Source organism: Arenibacter sp. F20364, assembly GCF_023015905.1.
Classification (GTDB): Bacteria; Bacteroidota; Bacteroidia; order Flavobacteriales; family Flavobacteriaceae; genus Arenibacter.
The window spans coordinates 1-20,246 of record NZ_JALKBD010000045.1 but is presented as its reverse complement, the minus strand read 5'-3'; the positions used below and the strand labels follow the sequence as shown (position 1 = coordinate 20,246).

Sequence of the window (20,246 nt, the reverse complement as noted above, 5' to 3'; positions counted from 1 at the left end):
CAACAAGATACATCAATCTTAATTTGGAACCCCTATATTAAGCGCTAATGTATTGGCCAAAGACTTACTTCTTATACTTTAACACTTCCGATCGGCCCTTTTTAAAGATTTTATTGCTCACCACCTTCCCTTTCCTCAGCCTTTTCTGCTCTTCATATGGAAGTTCATGAATTTCCTTACACTCCACCGAACAACAGTTGTTCATGGCCTCGGCACAGGCATCACACTGAATAAAAAGTAAATGGCAGGCCTCGTTGGCGCAGTTTACGTGATTGTCACATGGATTTCCACACTGATGGCAATGTGCAATTATATCGTCGGTGATCCGTTCACCCCGGCGGTGATCAAAAACAAAATTCTTCCCTAAGAATTTATTCTCCAAATTAAGGTTATTTACCTGGCGCGTATATTCTATAATTCCGCCTTCCAACTGATATACATTTTTAAACCCCTTGTGCCTATAATAGGCACTGGCTTTTTCACACCGGATGCCACCGGTACAGTACATGACCAATTTTTTATCCTCCTTATGGTCTGCCAAATCCCTTTCAATAATATCCAACGAATCCCTAAACGTGTCCACATCCGGGGTAATGGCATTTTTAAAATGCCCTATTTCACTTTCGTAGTGATTGCGCATATCTACCAAAATAGTATCGGAATCCTCAATAAGTTCGTTAAACTTAATGGCATCAACATGTATTCCCTTATTGGTAACATCGAAGGAATCGTCATTTAATCCATCGGCAACAATTTTTTCCCGCACCTTCACTTTTAATTTTAAAAATGATTTGTTGTCCTGTTCTATAGCAATATTCAACCTCACATTTTCCAAAAAGGTGATGCTATCCAAATGAGCCTTAAAGGCGTTGAAATTCTCGGCAGGAACAGATAATTGGGCATTAATGCCTTCATGGGCCACATAAATACGGCCCAAAACATCCAGTTCGTTCCAATGAATGAATAAATGATTTCGAAAAATTGACGGATTGCCAATACGTGCATATTGATAGAAAGAAATGGTAAGACGTTCCAATCCCGCCTCCTCTATAAGAGCCTCTCTCTCCTTTGCACTTAAGGTATTGTACAGTTGCATGCTATACTAATATTTTAAGTTAAAGAATAATTTTACAGCTGCAAAAATAAGATTTTAAGGCCGGGATTAAAAGGAATATGACTGTTTTTTGAGTCCACATGATGCAGCTGGCACAAGGTAATCCGAGAGAAAACTTTTAGGCAGCAGAATTTATGTAGGGTGGGAATATAAAGCAAAAAAGGATCTTGAAAATATCAAGACCCTTTTTAAGGTCAATATTATTTTTTCTTTTTCATAGAACTAAAATAAAATATTGACCCACAACCCTTATTGTTTTACCAGAACAATAAGCAACCTAATTTGAGTTAGTTGCCTTTTAGATGACACAAATACAAAAAGGTTGCGTGCAAAGTCACAAATATTTGATCCAAATTTTGGACTTATGAATAAAATTGTCTTAACATATGCCGTTAACACCTTTAATTTAGGGCCTTGAAGAATAAATGACACTAATAAATAGTTTTAATTGGAATAAAATAATAACTTAATTTCTTCATATAAATTCCTTAGCATAGGCGGTATTATGCAAAAAGAATTGGTATTTTAGCGTCCCTAATAAGATATGAAAATGAGTTCCGAAAAAGACGCAAAATTAAAAGCACTTAAACTAACCCTGGATAAATTGGATAAAACTTACGGCAAGGGTGCCGTAATGAAGATGGGCGATAGTGTTGTACAGGACGTAGAAGTGATATCTTCAGGTTCTTTGGGATTGGATGTAGCACTAGGTGTTGGAGGATATCCACGCGGTAGGGTAATTGAAATTTACGGACCTGAATCTTCTGGTAAAACCACGCTTACGCTACACGCCATGGCCGAGGCACAAAAAAATGGGGGCATTGCAGCTTTTATTGATGCGGAGCATGCCTTTGACCGTTTTTACGCCCAAAAATTAGGGGTAGATATTGACAATCTAATCATTTCCCAACCAGATCACGGAGAACAAGCTCTAGAGATTGCCGACAATCTAATTCGCTCTGGTGCTATCGACATCGTTGTTATCGATTCTGTGGCTGCGTTGACACCGAAAAGTGAAATTGAAGGTGAAATGGGCGACTCAAAAATGGGACTTCATGCCCGATTAATGTCGCAAGCGTTGCGAAAACTTACCGGTTCTATTAGCAAAACAAATTGTACTGTAATCTTCATTAACCAATTACGTGAAAAAATTGGGGTAATGTTCGGTAACCCGGAAACAACCACTGGTGGTAACGCTCTTAAATTTTACGCTTCCGTACGTTTGGATATAAGACGATCTACTCAAATTAAGGATACCGATGGTGATGTAAAAGGAAACAAGACCCGCGTAAAAGTAGTAAAGAACAAGGTTGCCCCTCCATTCAGGACCGCCGAATTCGATATTATGTACGGCGAAGGTATTTCCAAAGTAGGTGAAATAATCGACCTGGGAGTGGAATTTGAAATTATTAAGAAAAGTGGGTCCTGGTTTAGCTATGGCGATACCAAGCTGGGCCAAGGCAGGGATGCCGTTAAAAACTTACTTCTGGATAATCCCGAACTGCTCGAAGAACTGGAAGGCAAAATCAAAGAAGCCATCAAAACAGTAAAATCTTAAACAAAAAAATCCCGATTTGATCGGGATTTTTTATTTCTACACGCAACCTTTATTTGCACTTTACATCTTATAGCAAAAAGCAATTGTTATGAAACCGTCTTGTCGATGGGTATTCCAGAATGTAATCGATCCATTTAAGACCAGGGTTTCCAAAACCATTTTACAACAAATTAAATTCTAAGAACATGAGACGAGTATTCTTTTTGCTGCTTGTTGCCTCTTTTGGACTAATAACATCTTGTGAAATAGATGACGATGTTAACTATCACTTTGAAGCTTTACAGGTGAAATCTGTTGAAATGCCAGAGGCATTTGATTACGGTGAAATCTATAAAATAAAAGTTACTTACTTTAGGCCGAATAATTGTACCTTTTTCGAAGGTTTTGATGTAGTGAAGGAAGATGTAACCACCAGAAAGGTAGTTACGATAGGTACCGTTATTGAAGATGAGGAGGAAGAATGTACCGGCACTGGTGAGGATTTGGTAGCAACATTTAACTTTGAGGTCCTATATGATGAACCATATTTGTTTAGATATTGGACCGGAGAGGACACTAATGGTGAGCCTACCTATTTGGAAATTACCGTGCCTGTTAATGAAGACAGTTTGGCAATAATAGCGCCGACCAATGAGAGCGGCACGACCATTTTAAAGAATTAGTAAATAACCCAATCCATATTTTGAGTAACCTGGTAGAGCTCATAAATAATTGCAAAAAGGGGAATAGACAAGCACAAGAACAGTTATACCGGGACTATTCCCGTATACTGTTCGGCATCTGTCTCAAATACTCGCGCAATAAAACGGAGGCTGAAGATAATCTACATGATAGTTTTATGACTATCTATAGCAAAATAGAACAGTTTAAGCACCAAGGCTCTTTTGAAGGCTGGATAAAGCGCATTACTGTAAACACAGTACTTCAAAAATATAGAAAAGAGGAAACCTTAACACTGGTTACAGATAATATAGAGGAGGAAATACCAGACGATTCGGGCTATCTAAATTTGGATCTGGCCACCTTGCTAAGTTATGTGCAAGAGCTTCCCAATAAATACCGCTTGACCTTCAACCTTTATGTGCTGGATGGTTATAGCCACAAAGAGATAAGTGAAATGCTGGGAACGTCCCTAGGGACTTCCAAATCCAATCTTGCCAGGGCAAGAATTATTTTAAAAGAAAAAATTGAGGCAAATAAAGCAGGAATTATAATGGAAGGGTAAACCTTCCCATATATAACCCCTGCTGAACAATTGAAAAAATGAGTGAAAATAATTTAGACAAATTATTTCAAGAGAAGTTGAGCAACTTTAAGGAAGTTCCGGACGAAAAAGTTTGGAATTCCATAGCCGCTTCCTTGGATAACAAAAAACGATCCCGCAAACTTATTCCTCTTTGGTGGAAAGTTGGTGGAGCGGCAGCAATACTTGCCATCCTATTTTTTGCGATTAATCCCTTTTCCTCTTCGGAACCAGTGGCACCTATTATAACGGATGTAGAAAAGAAGACCCGCAGTTCAAAGGACTCCAATTCCTTAGATGAATTATCACCTGAAGCCACCAGCATAACCGGTAATGAAGGAAAGACTTCAGAAGAAAATAATATTGAAACAACCCGCCAAACGGATCAGGATAAAATTACCGATCCTCGGCGCGTCACTGAAAGTACCATTGCTACAGGCAAGGCAAAAAATAATAACTCGGGAAAAGATCAAAAGAATACGATTACACCCCATCCCGTCTCCAATGAATTGGTCAGAAATAATTCGGACTCTAGAAATTTTGATAAAAAAACAAGCCAGGATCCGGCCGATTCCACTCAACCAGGGCAATTGGACGATTCCTTGGCCAATAAAAACATGCCTACAGCTGTTGAGCAAGGACTAGTACATCAGGAAAACAATAACATTGACAAACCGGAAGGGAAAACCCAAGAGGCAATCCCTGAAAGCCTTCCATCCAATAAAAAATCAATATTAGAGGCCATCGAAGAAAATGAGGTCGTTGAGGTGAAGGAACCCCACAATGGAAAGTGGTCCGCAGGACCCAGTGTTGCTCCTGTTTACTTCAATGGTTTGGGTGAAGGATCCCCCATAAACTCTATTCTCGCCTCCAATACCAAAACCGGAAGCGTAACCCTAAGTTACGGTATAACTGTTGCTTATGAAATTTCAAAAAAATTAAGTGTGCGTTCTGGCATCCATAAGGTAGATTATGGTTATGATACCAATGATGTATCCTTTACATCTTCCTTTAACGCCTCTACAGGTAATCAAATAAGCAATATTAACTATTCCAATGACTCCCAATCCATTATTTTAAATAATCCGAACAGTGAAAATGTAATTCCCAAGCCCGGGTCTGTATTTGCTTCGGATGTAACAGGGAAAAACCCTACCCGTTTAGGAACAATGGGCCAACAAATGGGCTATTTGGAAGTTCCGTTGGAACTGAATTATGCCCTGGTGGACCGAAAATTGGGCGTCAACATAATAGGGGGGGTTAGTTCTCTTTTTCTAACGGATAATTCGGTAGTACTGGAATCCAGTGGACAGACCACAGAGGTTGGGGAAGCCAACAATGTGAATTCGGTTAATTTTAGCACCAACTTTGGTCTTGGGCTGGATTATAAGTTTACTCCCAAGCTTAAATTTATTGTAGAGCCGGTTTTCAAATATCAACTGAATACCTTTTCGAATACATCGGGCAATTTTAACCCTTATTCCTTGGGAGTTTACAGTGGATTTACCTTAAAGTTCTAATCCCGAAGAAAGTTAATTTATAGGCCGTTCCAAAACCGTTGATCATTGGTCTAACGTGAAGGTTCAAGCTCATTCAATATCACCTCTCTAACCGATTCCCGCAGCTGTATCTTATCGGCCTCTTTAAGATTGTGAGTGGTAAAAAATTTATGGACTTTAACCCGTAACTTTCCTGGTCCGCCACTGTAAAAAGTAAAAGAAAACCGCTTTTTGTTGTCATAGAATGTCATTGGGACGATGGGGATATCATGTGCTATAGCCATTTTAAATGCCCCATCTTTAAAATCGTCCAAAATAATATGCTCATCGGGCACCCCTCCCTCTGGAAAAATACAGATACTTAAGCCCTGATGTAGTCTTTTTTGTGCCCTTCTATAGACTGCGGTCCTGCTTTTTGAACTTTCCCTATCTACCAAAATACAAACCCGCTTATAGAAAAACCCAAATAACGGAATATTCACCAATTCCTTCTTCCCTACAAAAACAAAAGGGTTTTTACTGACTCTTAGCATCAACATAATATCCAACATACTGGTGTGATTGGAGACCAACATATAGCTTTCCCCCTTTTTAAGCCTTTGCTCCCGTTTAATGACGGGAAAACAGCCCATACCATAAAGAATACAACTGGCCCAGATATTACGTGCCATCCAAAAGAATTGAGGGTAAGTTTTCTCGGAAAGGGTAAAAAGTACCAAGAAAGGAAACATTATCAGAATGGGCAAAACCACTAAAACATAGAACCAAATTCGATAAAGTGCATGGCCTATTTTTTTTAGGAATGATAGCATGTGATCAAAAGTAATAATTTTAGTCCTTTTTTAGGATTTCTTTTACCTTTGTCCTTCTTTGAAAATAAAATAATGGCAAGAATCTTAACAGGCATACAAAGTACGGGCACTCCTCATCTAGGAAATATCTTGGGCGCAATTATCCCCGCAATAGAAATGGCAAACAATCCGGAGAACGACTCCTTTTTATTTATTGCGGATATGCACTCCCTTACCCAAATTAAGAATGGGGAGGAATTGCGGAACAATACTTATGCCGTTGCGGCCACCTGGTTGGCATTTGGCCTCGACATTAATAAAACCGCTTTTTATCGTCAGAGCGATATTCCACAGACCGCGGAATTGGCCTGGTACCTCAGTTGTTTTTTTCCCTATCAGAGGTTGACCCTTGCCCACTCTTTTAAAGATAAGGCGGATCGATTGGATGATGTAAATGCAGGTTTGTTTTTCTATCCTATGCTTATGGCAGCGGACATACTTTTATATGATGCCGAAATAGTACCAGTTGGCAAAGATCAGTTGCAGCATTTGGAAATGACAAGGGACGTAGCCTCAAGGTTTCATGCCCAATTAGGGGAAACCTTTGTTATGCCGGATGGGAAAGTGCAGGAAGAGACCATGTATATCCCTGGAACCGATGGGTCAAAAATGAGCAAAAGCAAGGGTAATTTGATAAGCCTCTTTCAAAAGGACAAACAACTGCGCAAACAGATTATGGGCATTCAGACGGACAGTACCCCTATGGAAGACCCAAAAAACCCAGATACCGATAACGTTTTTGCCCTTTATAAAATCTTGGCCACTGAAAGTCAAGTTGCCGAAATGCGATCTAACTACATCAACGGCAATTATGGTTATGGCCATGCCAAACAAGCGTTATATGAAGTTGTTCTAGAAAGATTTGGCGAGGCTAGGGAAAAGTTCGATTACTATATGAACAATTTAAGCGAATTGGATGATGTCTTGGCCGTTGGAGCAGAAAAAGCTAGGAAAGTGGCCGATCAAGTATTGGAAAGGGTAAGAACCAAGGTGGGGTATTGATTTTTTAGCATCACCTGTTAAAATTGGTTTTTACTTTGTAACTTGATAGTTCTATCAATGATGCGATGGCAAGAATTATCAGTTATATTTTAATTTCCACTTTTGGGTTAAGTAGCACTGCACTATTTGGCATTCCTGAAACAAATTCCAGTAATTCAGGTAAGCATTCCTCAACAATAACCCAACAGCTTCAAATAAATGGAAAGGTTATCGACAAAACAACTGGGGAAGCGATCCCCTTTTGCAATATTGGAAATGCCTCTTCAAGCTGGGGAACTGCAAGTAATGAATTGGGGGAATTCGTAATACAGTTGGATTCCTTGCCTGCCAAACTTATATTTTCCCATATCAATTACAACAAATATGTTGCGGAAATTGCCCAAACCGGCAATATTGTTGTAGAACTAACCCCTTTGACCAATATACTTGAAGAGGTTACGGTCTTGGCCTCCAAAAAAGACGCATATGCCGTAGAGCTTGCGAAAAAAGCTTTTCAAAAAGCCGAAGCACAATCAACCTATTATAATTATGGGCGCGCCTTTTACAGACAAAAATCAAAAAATGGAGATGAATACTCTGAGTTTTCCGAAATTATCTACGACATACGCTATAATTCGATAGGAATAGAAGATTGGGATATTATTGAAGGTAGATATGCATTAAAGCCAGGGGGTTTGCACAACAGGAATTATACACTTTTAACCCGATTGATCTCTCCATTTCAACCCAACACTGAGGAGGTTATTTTTCCCATGCATCCCGCCTTGGAAGTATTTTATGACATCCACATAAATGAATACATAGAGTCGGGTAGTGATAAAATTGCCGTATTAAGGTTCAAGCCCCTAAAAACACGTAGAACCCCTACTTTCGAAGCAGAAGTCTATGTGAATACCAAAACCTTTGATATCCTAAAAATAACAGGCAGTCTTTCCCATGACGATTTAAAATTTGTTCAGCTTGTGAACACCAACAACAATTCATGGAAAAACTACAATATCTCATTTGAAATAGCCTATAGTTTGGAAAACGCCAGGAAATCGGCCATAGATTATATTAATATAGCACAAGAATTTGACTACTATATTAATAACACTCTTCAGTTTCATACTACTTCTGCCTCCAACCTCACATTTTTTGAAACCTATACCCCCACGTCCAGAAAAAAATTGGGAGGAAAGTTTGGAAAAAATAAAAGTGATTGGCAAAAACTCGATGAAATAGGATATGACGAAAAATTTTGGGAAAATAACCCAATTGTAAAAAGAACTCCCGTTGAGGAAGAGGTAATTGCATCCTTTGAAAAGGTAGGTGCATTTGGTTCCATCTTCCTAAACAGTAAGGATCAAATTGCACTTATGCAACCCAATCTGGCCAATGATACAATCATAAAAGATTTGGGAAAATCGGTCAATCGTTATAACAATTATAACCCCGTAGAAAAAGTATTTCTGCATACAGATAAAGAAATATGCACTTCAGGTGAAACCATTTGGTACAGCGGCTACGTGGTTTTGGGGCAATACCACCATTTTTCCAAGGGTAGCAGGGTGCTTCATGTGGATCTTATTGCCCCCAATAATGAAATTGTAACTTCACAAACGCATGAAATTCTTAATGGCAAGGCTACTGGCTCCATAGATATTCCGGACATGCTTCCTGTGGGCAATTATCAAATTCGATCCTATACCGATTGGATGCGGAATTATGATGATGATTTCTTTTTCACTAAAACGATACAGGTCCTTAATGAAAACAGTAAGCCCATTACTTCTTTGCAAATTGAAGATAAAATAGATTTACAGTTCTTCCCGGAAGGGGGACAATTAGTTGCCAATTTGGTTGGACAGGTAGCGTTTAAAGCTATAGGAAATGATGGCCAAGAGAAAGATATCAAAGGAAAAGTTGTGGATTCGCAAGGTAATTTCGTTGCAACCCTGGCTACAATAGACAGAGGGTCCGGTTTTTTCACCCTTAAGCCCATGGCGGGCGAACAATATTCCGTAATTCTTGATAACGGCTCCCAATACCCCTTTCCCATGGTTATGAATGAGGGATATGCCATAACCGCCTATAACATAAGTCCTAAAAGTATACAGCTAAAGATACAAGCTACAGAAACGTTGCGGAAACAGTCTTTTTATGTAGTTGGGCATATGAACAATAAAAAATATTATCAAGGCAAATTTGATTTCGAAGGCCAACAGGCCGTAAACTTTGAGATTCCAAAAAGCAAAATGCCAAGTGGAGTAATGACCCTTACCCTTTTTGATTCACAAAAAATACCATGGTGCGAAAGGCTCGTATTCATCAATAATCAAGATGACTTGGTAATAACTGCCAACATAAGCCCAAAAAAATTTAAGCGCCGGAGTGAAATTGCCATAGATGTTCGTGTAACGGATACCGATGGTAGGCCCGTTGTTGCCGAATTATCGATAGCTGCCACAGACGCAAATCAGGGTCAAAAACATCAACGCTCGTCGAATATTTTAACGCATCTTTTGTTACAATCGGATGTTAAAGGCCATATTACCGATCCAGGGCTTCTTTTTCAAAATCAGAAAAAATCCACTTTGCACGCTCTGGATCTAATTATGCTTACTCATGGCTGGAGAAAAATCCCTTGGCGGGAAATTGAAGCTGTTACAAATTCTCCCAAGGAGTTCAATTTTGTTAAAGGGCTTTCCATTTCAGGTATCGCCACGAGTTTGAACAATAAGCCTTTGGCCAATACCGCACTAACTGTAATTGCAAAATCCGGCGATCAAATGGGAATGCTATCGGCCAAAACGGCTTTGGATGGAAGTTTTAAGGTTCCCGATTTCAATTTTAAGGACACTACTGACATTGCGTTCAACGCTTTTAATGCCTCGGACAAGCCTATTGATGTAAAAGTTACCCTTGAAAAGCAAGAAACCACCCTTCCTCCACCTCGATATAAAAATTTGGCAATCGAAAGTGAAAAATCAATTGAGGTCCGTTATCCACAAAAAAGAATAGGCCCCTCATCCCATTTTGAAAATGCAACAAAATTGGACGAAGTAGTTGTAACGGAAAAAAAGATTGAAAAATCCAGAAACGCTTCTCCCTCTGTCTATGGTCAGACGCCCGACGCTACCTTGTATATGGAAGACCACCGTTCTGCCCAGACCGTCTTGGATTTGGTCAGGAGATTTGGAGGGGTAACCGTTAATGGTAATACGGTAAGCATTAGAAATGGTGGCACTCCTTTATGGGTGCTCAATGGTGTGCCAGTGAACAACGATAATCCTTCGGCCTCATCACAAGCCAGAGCCATACAGACACAACGTACTTCTACTGACCAAGGAGCCGGAAGTGCCGTACCCGTTGACCTTTCCTTATCAATGGAGCAATCCTTGACCCCAAGTCCTGTACCTACTTATATTGCCACAATGGATACTTACACGGTTGAAAGAGTGGAAATTCTAAAAGGACCCTCAGCTGCCATTTATGGATCGCGAGGAGCCAATGGAGTTATCCTTATTTATACGAAAAGAGGGGGAGGTGAAACCATAGCCCCAGCAATATCCCCCGACTTTACCATTGTAGGACATACCCCAGAACGAGAATTTTACTCCCCAAAATACAATGTTGTTTTAGATGTAAAAAATCCTCCGGATCACCGCGCCACCCTCTATTGGAATCCTTCCTTTACTACAGATAGAAATGGTAATGCAAGGTTTCTATTCTACAATTCGGACACTGCCAAAAAAATTCAGGTAGATATTGAAGGCTTATCCTATTATGGAACTCCTGGAAAATATCTTCAAACCTTTGAATTGAAAGACTAATCTTCAATATCAATTCCTTACCCCTTATAATGTACCAATATACCATCTAGTCGGTTTGGGACAACAAGTGTTCAAAGTTGGCCATTAAAAACTAAGTTTATCAGTAGTCTTTTATCGACCGGGAACCGAATTACCATAATACCAGGGAAAATTACAAAGCAGGCAAACCATAAGGTCGGTCAAATTCTTAAATCGCCTCGAACAATTTTCCTGGAAGAGGCCTAACCACTCCTTTCATTTCCATATTCAATAAGGTAGAGGACACTTTAAAAATGGGGAGCTTACAATCCAAGGCAATACTGTCCAACATCTGTTTGCCCCCCTGTTGTAAATAATCATAGATTTCCTTCTCAGTAGGATCCATTTCTACAAATAGTTGCTTTTGAACGGTAGTCCGTTTTTTTTCTTCCAATTCCCATCCCAACATATAGATCAGATCGGCAGCCGAGGTAAGCATTTGGGCTTTCTGCTGTTTGATAAGGTTATTGCAGCCACTACTATATTTATCCTGGGTTCTGCCAGGTACCGCAAAAACATCACGATTATAGCTATTGGCTATATCGGCAGTTACCAAACTACCTCCTTTCTCAGCTGATTCCACAACAATGGTAGCTTCGCCCATACCGGCTATAATCCGATTTCGCTTTAAGAAATTTTCCCTTTCGGGCTGACTTGTACTCCAAAATTCAGTGAAAAACCCTCCATTTCTGTTCACCTCAGGCACATATTTTTCATGAATTTTTGGATAAATCTGATTTAAGCCATGGGCCAAACATCCTATAGTTTGCAAACCGTGCTTTATTGCCGCCTTTTGCACACAAATATCCACCCCATAGGCAAACCCACTTACTATTATTGGATCCAGGGGCGCCAATTCCTCAATGAATTGCTCGCAAAAAGCAGTGCCATAACTGGTAATATTTCTGGTACCTACAACACTTATAATTTTTTTACGGTTCAGATCTATGTTCCCTTGGCTAAAAAGCAAAATAGGGCTGTCTATACAATGTTTTAAATAGGCAGGATAGTTGTCCTCCATAAAATAATGAAGGTTTATTTCCTGATTCCTTATAAATTCATATTCCAACTCTGCAGCTTCCAAATGCTCCCTGTCCATTAGCCCTTTTAGAGTGCCTTTACCAATTCCGGCCAATTTTAATAAGCGAGTCATTTTTTCCTCAAAAATGGCTGACGGACTCCCACAGCTCGATATTAATTTTTTTGCCGTTACGTCACCAATATTTGGTACGTTCTGTAACCGAAGGATAGCAATTATTTCATCTCTAGACATTTATAGAAGAGGCTTAGTTGTTCACAAAATACATAAAAAACAATGTTAATAAAAAGTTATGTAAAGAGTTTTGAACTTGTCATATTTTTCCAATCTTTGTCCTTATGGGAACCGAACATTACATAGCGGAGCTACTTTACAGATACAATTGTGTAATGGTGCCAGAATTTGGTGCCTTCTTGACACAGATGAAATCTGCCGTTATCAATGAATCGACCAATTCGTTCAACCCTCCCTCAAAAATAATTTCTTTTAACGAACAACTGACTTCCAATGACGGACTGTTGGTATCCTACATGGCAGATGCCGAAAAGCTGTCTTATGAGGACATGCAAAAGCAAATAGCTGCCGTATCCTTAAAATGGAAGAAACTTTTAAAGGAAGGAAATAGGCTAAGTCTTCCCAATATAGGTGAATTATGGCTAAACAAGGAAGGAAAAACCCAGTTTCAGCCTTCTTACCAAGTTAATTACCTAACCTCATCCTTTGGGCTTTCCACATTTGTATCTACACCGATTTCTAGGGAAGTTTTAAAGGAGGAAGTAGTTGAAATGGAAGAAAAAATTCCATTTATGATTACTCCCGAGGCGCGCAAGGAATCTACCCTTAGGCCTTATTTAAAATATGCGGCCGTAATATTGCTGGCCATTGCCACAGGTTTTACAGGCTATCGCCTTTACGACGACAACCTTTCCAACCAAGAAATCGTAAGACAGGAAGCGAATCAGCAAGTTTCCAAAAATATACAGGAAGCTACTTTTTTCAACACTGCTCCCTTGGAATTGCCCGCGGTTTCCTTAAATGTCATCACCAACAAAAAAAGTGGTGTGCACCAAGTTATAGCCGGTGCTTTTAGAATTCAGGGCAATGCCGAAAAGAAAGTACTACAATTAAAAGAAAAAGGATACGATGCCTCTTATCTTGGTGTTAACCAATATGGTCTGCATATGGTAGCTTATGGCAGTTTTGATGATGCCAAGGAAGCCTTAAATTATTTAAGGAAAATAAAACTTTCCGAATCGCCCGAGGCTTGGTTGCGTTCGATAAAATAATTCCTTCTCCACTTTTTAGCTTAATATTACCAATGTATCTTTGCCCAAAAGAAATTTATGGAGCCAAAGACGCCCAGTGAATCGCGCACATTAATGACCGATATGGTCCTTCCAAGTGAAACCAATCCTTTGAACAACTTGTTTGGGGGTGAATTATTGGCCCGTATGGACCGTGCCGCCAGTATTGCCGCCAGGCGCCATAGCAGACGTATTACCGTTACTGCTTCTGTAAATCACGTAGCCTTTAATCAAGCGGTACCTGTAGGAAGTGTTGTTACAGTAGAAGCAGCTGTTTCCAGAGCCTTTAAGACCTCAATGGAAGTATTTATAGATGTATGGATGGAAGACCGGTTTAATGGCGAGAAATCTAAAGTAAACGAGGCTATCTACACCTTTGTTGCAGTGGACGATAGCGGAAAGCCTACTGCCGTCCCAGAACTAAGACCCGAGTCGGCCCTGGAGCTTCAACGCTATGAAGCGGCTCTGCGCAGAAAACAACTAAGCCTTGTACTTGCAGGTAAGATGAAGCCTAAGGATGCCACCGAACTCAAGGCACTTTTTATGGATTAAAAATCGAAATTATCCGGATCTGGACCAAATCGTTTTCCACGGGCCAATGCATCCAATCTTTTCATGTCTTCAGGAGCAAGTACAAAGTCGAATACATCGGCATTGGCCCTAATCCGTTCCTTTTTGGAAGATTTTGGAATGGTGACAACTCCCTTTTGTAAATCCCAGCGCAGTACAATTTGCGCAATGGTCTTATCGTATTTTTCAGCTAGGTCCTTCATAATATCCAATTCAAAGATATGGCCCTGCATCAATGGGGACCAAGCTTCATACTGAATGGTATTTTTATTGCAAAAATCTATCAACTCCTGTTGCACCAGATACGGATGAAATTCCATTTGATTTACCATCGGGACAATTTTGGCGGAAGTAAGTAGATCTTCGAGATGGTGTTGCATAAAATTACTTACCCCAATAGCCCTTACCCCTTTATGCTCGTACAGATATTCCATTGCCCGCCAGGTCTCCTTGTATTTTCCCTTTACCGGCCAATGTACTAGGTAAAGATCCAAATAGTCCAAATCCAACCGTTCTAAACTAGCCTCGTACGCCTTAATAGTACTGTCGTAACCCTGATCGCTATTCCATACTTTGCTCACTACAAAAATATCTTTACGATCAACACCGCTTTCCTTAATGCCTATGCCCACTCCTTCTTCATTCCCATAGATAGAAGCAGTGTCTATATGTCGATATCCTTCCTCCAACGCCCATTTTACTGCATTGGTCACTTCCTTTCCATCTTCGGACAAATAAACCCCTAAACCAAAATAGGGCATCTCTACGCCATTATTCAATGCAAAAGTTCCTTTTAAATCAGTTAAATTTTTCAATTTCAAATTATTTTATAGTTGATATATCCATTCCTCGGGATTTAGGCGGGTAGTATCCTTATACAGGTAAAATTTCAATTGGGTAGTACCGCTGGATTTACTGGTGTAAATATCCCCCAAATCGGACTTACTGTTCACCTTATCTCCCTTCTTTACATAAACTCTGGATAGGTTGTAATAGGTACTAATGTAGTTACCATGCTTTATCTGAACTCCCTTGTTACCGCCCGGTACGGACAATATGGCGATAACTTCCCCTTCAAAGATAGCCCTGGCCTTAGAACCCTGGTCCGTGGCAATGATAACCCCATTACTTTCATGTTTGATTCCTGGGTAAACTGCATCACTATAAACACCGAAACCCTGTCTTTTAATTCCTTTTTCCACAGGCCAGATCAATTTCCCCTTATTGGCGGAGAAATTATTGGCCACAATAATAGCCTCAGGAGTCAATACAAACTTACTGCTACTTGCAGCGGTTGTTCTGGTAGATTTGCTAGCCTCTCTGTTGGACGCGGCTATAGCGCTACGAATCAACCGTTCTATTTGCTCATCTATCCTTTTCGCCTCCTTCTTTTTATTTTCAATAGCAGCCGCATATTTGCTTTCATTCTGCCTTATACTCTTAAGCAATCCCTTTTGGGATTCCATTTCCTTATACAATTGATTTTTGATCTGGGTATTTTCAGCAACCAGTTTGTCCTTTTCCTTGCGCTGATCTACAAGGTCCTTGTTCAATTGGCCCAACTCTTCCGTTTTGGCCACAATTTGCTCCCCCTGTTCCTTTCTGTATTGGGTATATTGCTTCATATACTGAAATCGCTTAAAAGCTTGGAGAAAGTTCTCAGCGGACAATAAGAACATTAACCTGCTTTGTCGGGATTTATTCTGGTAGGATTTTTGGATCATATTTCCATATTCTTCCTTTAAAAAAGCAAGATCGTTACGCAGTTTTCCTATGTTCCTGACATTGGTGTTGATCTGTCTATTAAGTAAGTTAGACTGTTGATTCGTGACCCTGATCAACTGTTGGCGAACATTTATTTTCTGATCCATGGCCTCCATTTGTTCCAAGACATTTCCCTTTTCCTTTTTCTCCGCGAACAGCAACCGGTTAATTTCCGAAATTTCCTTTTGAAGTTGTTCCCGTTTGGATTCCAGAGCCTTCTGCTCATTGGTTTGAGCCCTGGTAAAATTGCCCATAAGAATGACAGTAACCAAAAGAAAATAAACTATATAAGAGTGCCTATTTCCCATATTAATTTAATACAATTTCTTTAAAACCATTTGGTATATTATAGGGAAAATTTAATGCCCTATTGAACTCCATATTTCTATATTCAACGGTAATATTATTGGTATTGTCCCCATCTACGGCCAAAATGTCTATCTCCCCGGGTAAAATCCATTTATTGACTTTCTGATAATTCTTGTAACTAATTTCAAGTAACCGTTTCTCCCATGGTTGGGACAACTGTTGTGTGGCCATTTTATAATTTAAGGGTTCAATTTGGAACAGCGTTTTAAATAGATCACCCGCTTTTTTTGGTTTCAGCTGATAGGTGTCATTGGCGATATCTACCGTATACTTTTCATCCCGTAAATCGAAAAGAGCTTCTCCCAAAAGCAAATTTTGCACTTTTTCATAATTTAGGTCGGTTCCCAACAATTGACTCAAATAACTGAAATTACCGTCAAAATATTCATTGTCCAACTTATTGTAAAAAGACACCCTTTCCGGAGTTATGTAAGCCTTCACAATTCCCAATGGAGCGCTAAGCCATATCGCCTTGTCCTTCTCCATCCTAAAGCTCACGCTCACGCTCTGCGTGCTTCCACCGTCGGAATAATCTATTCTCATCTTGCCGCTTAAAGTTTTAAAACTCAAATGGGAGTAATAGTGGTTTCTAATAATAGCTTTAGCGGTCAATTTTTCATCCACTGCACCGCCCATAATTACGCTAGTGGACTTACACGAAAAAAACAATCCCACAAAAATGCCAAGTACGGCCCATTTTTGAAGTCTTTTGAAACTGTATCCCATAAATTTACGACCCGGTTTTTATTTTACTAAGATACATATTTGCCTTGGAAGAATTTCCCAAAGCATTGTTAGCATCTACTAATTCCTTATACATTTTATTGGCCAGATCAACATCATCCAGTAAATAATCCAACCCCGACTCCAAAATAACTATAGCCTCCTTATGCTTCTTACCCTTGTTTAAGCTAAGTCCATAGGCGTAGTAAAAATACGGTTGGGCAGGGAAGATTTCCAAGGCCTCTACACTTACCCCTTCGGCATTCTTAAAGTCGCTCTTTGACAAATATCCAGTAATAATGGCCACATAACTGTCCATGGGGTTTTCCTCTTGAACTTCTACAACAATCGTATCCTTTAGCTTTTCCTTATCCTCCCGGACTTTGATAGAATTACTTATTCTTGAGGTAAGGTCCTTAGAAAACACCGTAACTTTCATACCGTTGAGTATTTTCAGTGCATTGTCATAGTTTTCCTGTTTGAAATAGATCATAGCAAGATTCTCCAGGAGCTTGGCATTATTGTAAGGGATTTTGTCCTTTACCACATCCAGGCCAGACCCTTGACGCTGTACAATGTTTACCAAGGTATTCAACACCCAATAATCATCCGGTTTGCCCTTCACAGCAGCAATACCATATTCCTGTGCCAAAACCATTTTTTTAGAGGCCAAATAAGCCTTGGCAAGTTCATGATCCAATACTGAATTGTTGGGCTCCAACCGTTTACATTCCAGAAAGAGGTTTATGGCCCTATCGTAATTTTCTATTCCCTTCTGCTTTAGGGCCTCAAAGAATTTTTCCTGAAACTCATCGGTATATTCCTCCAAAAAGACCTCGGCACTTTCTTCTTCCTCAATTTCATTTTCTTGGGCACAACCGGAGGTTGGGATTAAAAATAATCCCAAGACTAAAACAAATAAATAACCCGTCCTTCCCATATTATCAGATTCCACCTAATCCAAAACAGACCGTCAACGCTAACAACTTAAAAGCAGTATTAGATTGCCCAGGAATCATTTTTATTTCAATAGTTTTCTTCCCCAAAATAAAAAATCATTCATAGGCCACTATAAAATTAGTGATAATGTAAGAGTCCTCCTTGTTTTGTGCAAGGGATTTTATTTTACCCCAGTACTACCAAATCCTCCCTCGCCCCTTGAGGTTTTCGAAAGTTCCTCCACCAAATTCCATTCCGCCCTTTCGTGCTTGGCAATGACCAATTGCGCGATACGTTCTCCATTTTCAATTGTGAAGGCTTCTTTGGAAAGATTTATAAGAATTACCCCAACTTCCCCCCTGTAATCAGCATCAACCGTGCCAGGAGCGTTTAGAACAGTAATTCCCTTTTTAGCCGCCAATCCACTACGTGGTCTTACCTGGGCTTCAAAGCCAATGGGAAGCTCCAAGAATAGCCCTGTTTTCACAATAGTTCTTTCCATAGGTTGCAATACTATGGATTCTGTAAGGTTTGCCCTTAAATCCATCCCTGCGGAAGCCAAAGTTTCGTAATTAGGTAGGGGATGGACTGATTTATTAATAATTTTTATAGTCATTTTCTTAAAAATATTTGTTTGAGTTTATCACTTTCAAGCCGATATACCATGCCCAAAAATAAAATAAAGAATATACTGCCAATAATCAAATTACGATTGAAAACATAAAACGACAGCATGGAAAATAGGATGGAAACCACTAGGTAAAAAACAATTTTCCTGTGGTTGTAGGGAATAGGGTAATACATTCTTCCAAAAAAGAAAGATAGTATTACCATAGAGGCATAAGCTACCAATGTGGCTACTGCTGAAGCTACATATCCGAAATAGGGAATAAAGGCAAAATTGATTATAATGGTCAATACAGCGCCTATCAATGAAATATATGCCCCAAACTTGGTACGGTCCGTAACCTTGTACCAAACCGAAAGGTTGTGGTAAATTCCCAGACAAAAACTGGCCAATACAACAATTGGGACTATGGACATGGCCTCCCAATACGATTCGTCCCTGACCAAAATCAACTTCAATACATCGGCAAATACCACTACCCCCAACAGTATTATACTGCCCAGTATTACAAAGTAATTGGTAATCTGCGCATAGGCCCTTTGGGGTTTTTCCGAAGTGGAATGACTAAAGAAAAAAGGTTCTATCCCCATTCTAAATGCCGTTGCAAACAAGGTCATAAATACAGATAACCTATAGCAGGCGGAATATTTTCCAATTTCACTTTCAGCGATGTCCTCCGGCAAGAGATAGGAAAGCAGGATTTTATCAAAAACCTCATTGATCGAAAAGGCTATTCCCGCTACCAATACCGGTAAAGCATAATGCATCATTTGAAGCCAAAGTTCCTTATCAAAAACGTATGGTCTTCTAATATACAACCTAAGCATTAAAAGAAACGTAATGCCGCTAGCAATCAAATTTGATATAAATATGTAGGAGATTTCAAAATCTGTCCGGTACAGAGCATTAAAAGACGAATCCGCGTTGTCCGCCACCATTTGCGGCAACAGAATTAAAAAGAATACGTTTAAACCAAAATTTATGGCCACATTAAAAATCTTGACCAAGGCATAGCGCATAGGCTTCTCATTGGCCCTTAGCCATGCAAATGGCACTATCACCAAGGCATCCAGCGCCAAAATCCAAATGGTATAACTAATGTACTTTTCGTCAATATTGGTAAACCCAGCAACTGCATCCTTAAAAAGAAATGCCAGTACCAAGAAAACCAAGGTCGTGACACCTATCGAAATCAGGGAAGTAGTAACCACTGTTTTACGGTCAATGGCCTTGGTATAAAACCTAAAAAAGGCCGTTTCCATGCCGTAGGACAAAATCACATTAAAAATAGCGAACCAAGAGAAAATTATACTTACCTCACCAAAACCCGCTGTCTCCAAAACCTCTGTGTAAAGTGGCAATAACAGAAAAGACAGCATACGGGGCAAGACCGTAGCTAAGCCATAGATAAACGTCTGTTTAAATAATTTTTTAAGTGGATTCAAAGAAATCTATGAATTAGCTTTAAAATTAGGCATTTAATCAATGCGGGCAAAGTTAGTTAATTAGCTTATTAAGCATTCGAGGGAGTAAGTTTAATTATTAGGGGATATGCAAAAATTATAATTAAGATGAATTACGATGTTTTTTGATTATAGGCCTAATTTTTGGGGAAGAATATAGTAAAACATAAATTGAAACTATTATTTCATTTTACCCAAGTAGATTCTATTAGTATCGGAAATCTCCGATTTCTTTGCTTGTCCAATGAAACTGACGCAGGAGGTTCATGAATACCTTATTCCAAAATAAACAGGCAATGAATAAAACGAAACAAAAGAAAAGACCCTTCTTCACTATGTGGTCCCTA

Annotated in this window: 17 protein-coding genes; 8 read left to right on the top strand and 9 right to left on the bottom strand. The window is 39.5% G+C overall.

Features of this window, described 5'->3' with window-relative positions:
- Window positions 1–64: 64 nt before the first annotated feature.
- On the bottom strand, window positions 65–1,096 hold the full coding sequence (locus MWU84_RS21775) for a rhodanese-related sulfurtransferase (protein ID WP_246905749.1): 1,032 nt from the start codon (window positions 1,094–1,096) through the stop codon (window positions 65–67).
- Between the two features lie 568 nt (window positions 1,097–1,664).
- On the opposite strand from MWU84_RS21775, the gene recA reads away from it, so the two are divergent.
- From recA to MWU84_RS21755, 4 genes are all read left to right on the top strand, one after another.
- Window positions 1,665–2,672 carry a recombinase RecA gene (recA, locus tag MWU84_RS21770; RefSeq protein WP_246905746.1) on the top strand — a complete coding sequence of 336 codons (1,008 nt, stop codon included), beginning with the start codon at window positions 1,665–1,667 and terminating at the stop codon, window positions 2,670–2,672.
- 185 nt (window positions 2,673–2,857) lie between these two features.
- Entirely contained in the window at window positions 2,858–3,334 is a 477-nt protein-coding gene (locus MWU84_RS21765) for a hypothetical protein (RefSeq protein WP_246905743.1), read from the top strand.
- A gap of 20 nt (window positions 3,335–3,354) precedes the next feature.
- Window positions 3,355–3,897 carry an RNA polymerase sigma factor gene (locus MWU84_RS21760; RefSeq protein WP_246905740.1) on the top strand — a complete coding sequence of 181 codons (543 nt, stop codon included), beginning with the start codon at window positions 3,355–3,357 and terminating at the stop codon, window positions 3,895–3,897.
- Between the two features lie 38 nt (window positions 3,898–3,935).
- Window positions 3,936–5,435 (top strand): outer membrane beta-barrel protein, encoded by a 1,500-nt coding sequence (locus MWU84_RS21755; RefSeq protein ID WP_246905737.1) that lies wholly within the window; start codon window positions 3,936–3,938, stop codon window positions 5,433–5,435.
- A 50-nt stretch (window positions 5,436–5,485) separates the two neighbouring features.
- On the opposite strand, the gene MWU84_RS21750 is transcribed toward MWU84_RS21755, so the two are convergent.
- Window positions 5,486–6,226, bottom strand: a complete 741-nt coding sequence (locus MWU84_RS21750) for a lysophospholipid acyltransferase family protein (RefSeq protein ID WP_246905734.1) — start codon at window positions 6,224–6,226, stop codon at window positions 5,486–5,488.
- 72 nt (window positions 6,227–6,298) lie between these two features.
- On the opposite strand from MWU84_RS21750, the gene trpS reads away from it, so the two are divergent.
- Together trpS and MWU84_RS21740 are read left to right on the top strand one after the other, a co-directional pair.
- A complete protein-coding gene (trpS, locus tag MWU84_RS21745; protein ID WP_246905731.1) occupies window positions 6,299–7,267 on the top strand; it encodes a tryptophan--tRNA ligase in 969 nt (322 codons plus the stop codon).
- A gap of 65 nt (window positions 7,268–7,332) precedes the next feature.
- A complete protein-coding gene (locus MWU84_RS21740) occupies window positions 7,333–11,082 on the top strand; it encodes a carboxypeptidase-like regulatory domain-containing protein (protein WP_246905727.1) in 3,750 nt (1,249 codons plus the stop codon).
- Window positions 11,083–11,269: 187 nt separating this feature from the next.
- On the opposite strand, the gene dprA is transcribed toward MWU84_RS21740, so the two are convergent.
- Complete coding sequence (gene dprA, locus MWU84_RS21735) at window positions 11,270–12,373, bottom strand: DNA-processing protein DprA (protein ID WP_246905724.1); 1,104 nt, start codon at window positions 12,371–12,373, stop codon at window positions 11,270–11,272.
- 104 nt (window positions 12,374–12,477) lie between these two features.
- On the opposite strand from dprA, the gene MWU84_RS21730 reads away from it, so the two are divergent.
- Both MWU84_RS21730 and MWU84_RS21725 read left to right on the top strand, forming a co-directional pair.
- Entirely contained in the window at window positions 12,478–13,425 is a 948-nt protein-coding gene (locus MWU84_RS21730; RefSeq protein ID WP_246905721.1) for an SPOR domain-containing protein, read from the top strand.
- 57 nt (window positions 13,426–13,482) lie between these two features.
- Window positions 13,483–13,995, top strand: coding sequence for an acyl-CoA thioesterase (locus MWU84_RS21725; protein ID WP_246905718.1), 513 nt, complete (start codon window positions 13,483–13,485; stop codon window positions 13,993–13,995).
- Here the strand turns inward: MWU84_RS21725 and MWU84_RS21720 are convergent.
- The 6 genes from MWU84_RS21720 to MWU84_RS21695 all read right to left on the bottom strand — a co-directional run bounded on the left by MWU84_RS21720 (window position 13,992) and on the right by MWU84_RS21695 (window position 19,881).
- A complete protein-coding gene (locus MWU84_RS21720; RefSeq protein WP_281502605.1) occupies window positions 13,992–14,828 on the bottom strand; it encodes an aldo/keto reductase in 837 nt (278 codons plus the stop codon). The two genes, MWU84_RS21725 and MWU84_RS21720, sit on opposite strands and share 4 nt — an antisense overlap.
- Window positions 14,829–14,840: 12 nt before the next feature.
- A complete protein-coding gene (locus tag MWU84_RS21715; protein ID WP_246905715.1) occupies window positions 14,841–16,085 on the bottom strand; it encodes a peptidoglycan DD-metalloendopeptidase family protein in 1,245 nt (414 codons plus the stop codon).
- A 1-nt stretch (window position 16,086) separates the two neighbouring features.
- Window positions 16,087–16,872 carry a DUF4292 domain-containing protein gene (locus MWU84_RS21710; protein WP_246905712.1) on the bottom strand — a complete coding sequence of 262 codons (786 nt, stop codon included), beginning with the start codon at window positions 16,870–16,872 and terminating at the stop codon, window positions 16,087–16,089.
- Between the two features lie 4 nt (window positions 16,873–16,876).
- Window positions 16,877–17,776 (bottom strand): ChAPs family protein, encoded by a 900-nt coding sequence (locus MWU84_RS21705; protein ID WP_246905710.1) that lies wholly within the window; start codon window positions 17,774–17,776, stop codon window positions 16,877–16,879.
- 213 nt (window positions 17,777–17,989) lie between these two features.
- A complete protein-coding gene (gene dut, locus MWU84_RS21700) occupies window positions 17,990–18,424 on the bottom strand; it encodes a dUTP diphosphatase (RefSeq protein ID WP_246905707.1) in 435 nt (144 codons plus the stop codon).
- Complete coding sequence (locus MWU84_RS21695) at window positions 18,421–19,881, bottom strand: oligosaccharide flippase family protein (protein WP_246905704.1); 1,461 nt, start codon at window positions 19,879–19,881, stop codon at window positions 18,421–18,423. The genes dut and MWU84_RS21695 overlap by 4 nt, the downstream gene beginning before the upstream one ends.
- Between the last annotated feature and the right edge of the window lie 365 nt (window positions 19,882–20,246).

Excerpts from the sequence above, each read along its gene's own strand:
- MWU84_RS21775 (WP_246905749.1), bottom strand. The coding sequence starts at position 1,096 with ATGCAACTGTACAATACCTTAAGTGCAAAGGAGAGAGAGGCTCTTATA.
- MWU84_RS21750 (WP_246905734.1), bottom strand. The coding sequence starts at position 6,226 with ATGCTATCATTCCTAAAAAAAATAGGCCATGCACTTTATCGAATTTGG.
- MWU84_RS21740 (WP_246905727.1), top strand. The coding sequence starts at position 7,333 with ATGGCAAGAATTATCAGTTATATTTTAATTTCCACTTTTGGGTTAAGT.
- trpS (WP_246905731.1), top strand. The coding sequence starts at position 6,299 with ATGGCAAGAATCTTAACAGGCATACAAAGTACGGGCACTCCTCATCTA.
- MWU84_RS21725 (WP_246905718.1), top strand. The coding sequence starts at position 13,483 with ATGGAGCCAAAGACGCCCAGTGAATCGCGCACATTAATGACCGATATG.
- MWU84_RS21765 (WP_246905743.1), top strand. The coding sequence starts at position 2,858 with ATGAGACGAGTATTCTTTTTGCTGCTTGTTGCCTCTTTTGGACTAATA.
- dprA (WP_246905724.1), bottom strand. The coding sequence starts at position 12,373 with ATGTCTAGAGATGAAATAATTGCTATCCTTCGGTTACAGAACGTACCA.
- MWU84_RS21715 (WP_246905715.1), bottom strand. The coding sequence starts at position 16,085 with ATGGGAAATAGGCACTCTTATATAGTTTATTTTCTTTTGGTTACTGTC.
- MWU84_RS21710 (WP_246905712.1), bottom strand. The coding sequence starts at position 16,872 with ATGGGATACAGTTTCAAAAGACTTCAAAAATGGGCCGTACTTGGCATT.
- recA (WP_246905746.1), top strand. The coding sequence starts at position 1,665 with ATGAGTTCCGAAAAAGACGCAAAATTAAAAGCACTTAAACTAACCCTG.
- dut (WP_246905707.1), bottom strand. The coding sequence starts at position 18,424 with ATGACTATAAAAATTATTAATAAATCAGTCCATCCCCTACCTAATTAC.
- MWU84_RS21755 (WP_246905737.1), top strand. The coding sequence starts at position 3,936 with ATGAGTGAAAATAATTTAGACAAATTATTTCAAGAGAAGTTGAGCAAC.
- MWU84_RS21730 (WP_246905721.1), top strand. The coding sequence starts at position 12,478 with ATGGGAACCGAACATTACATAGCGGAGCTACTTTACAGATACAATTGT.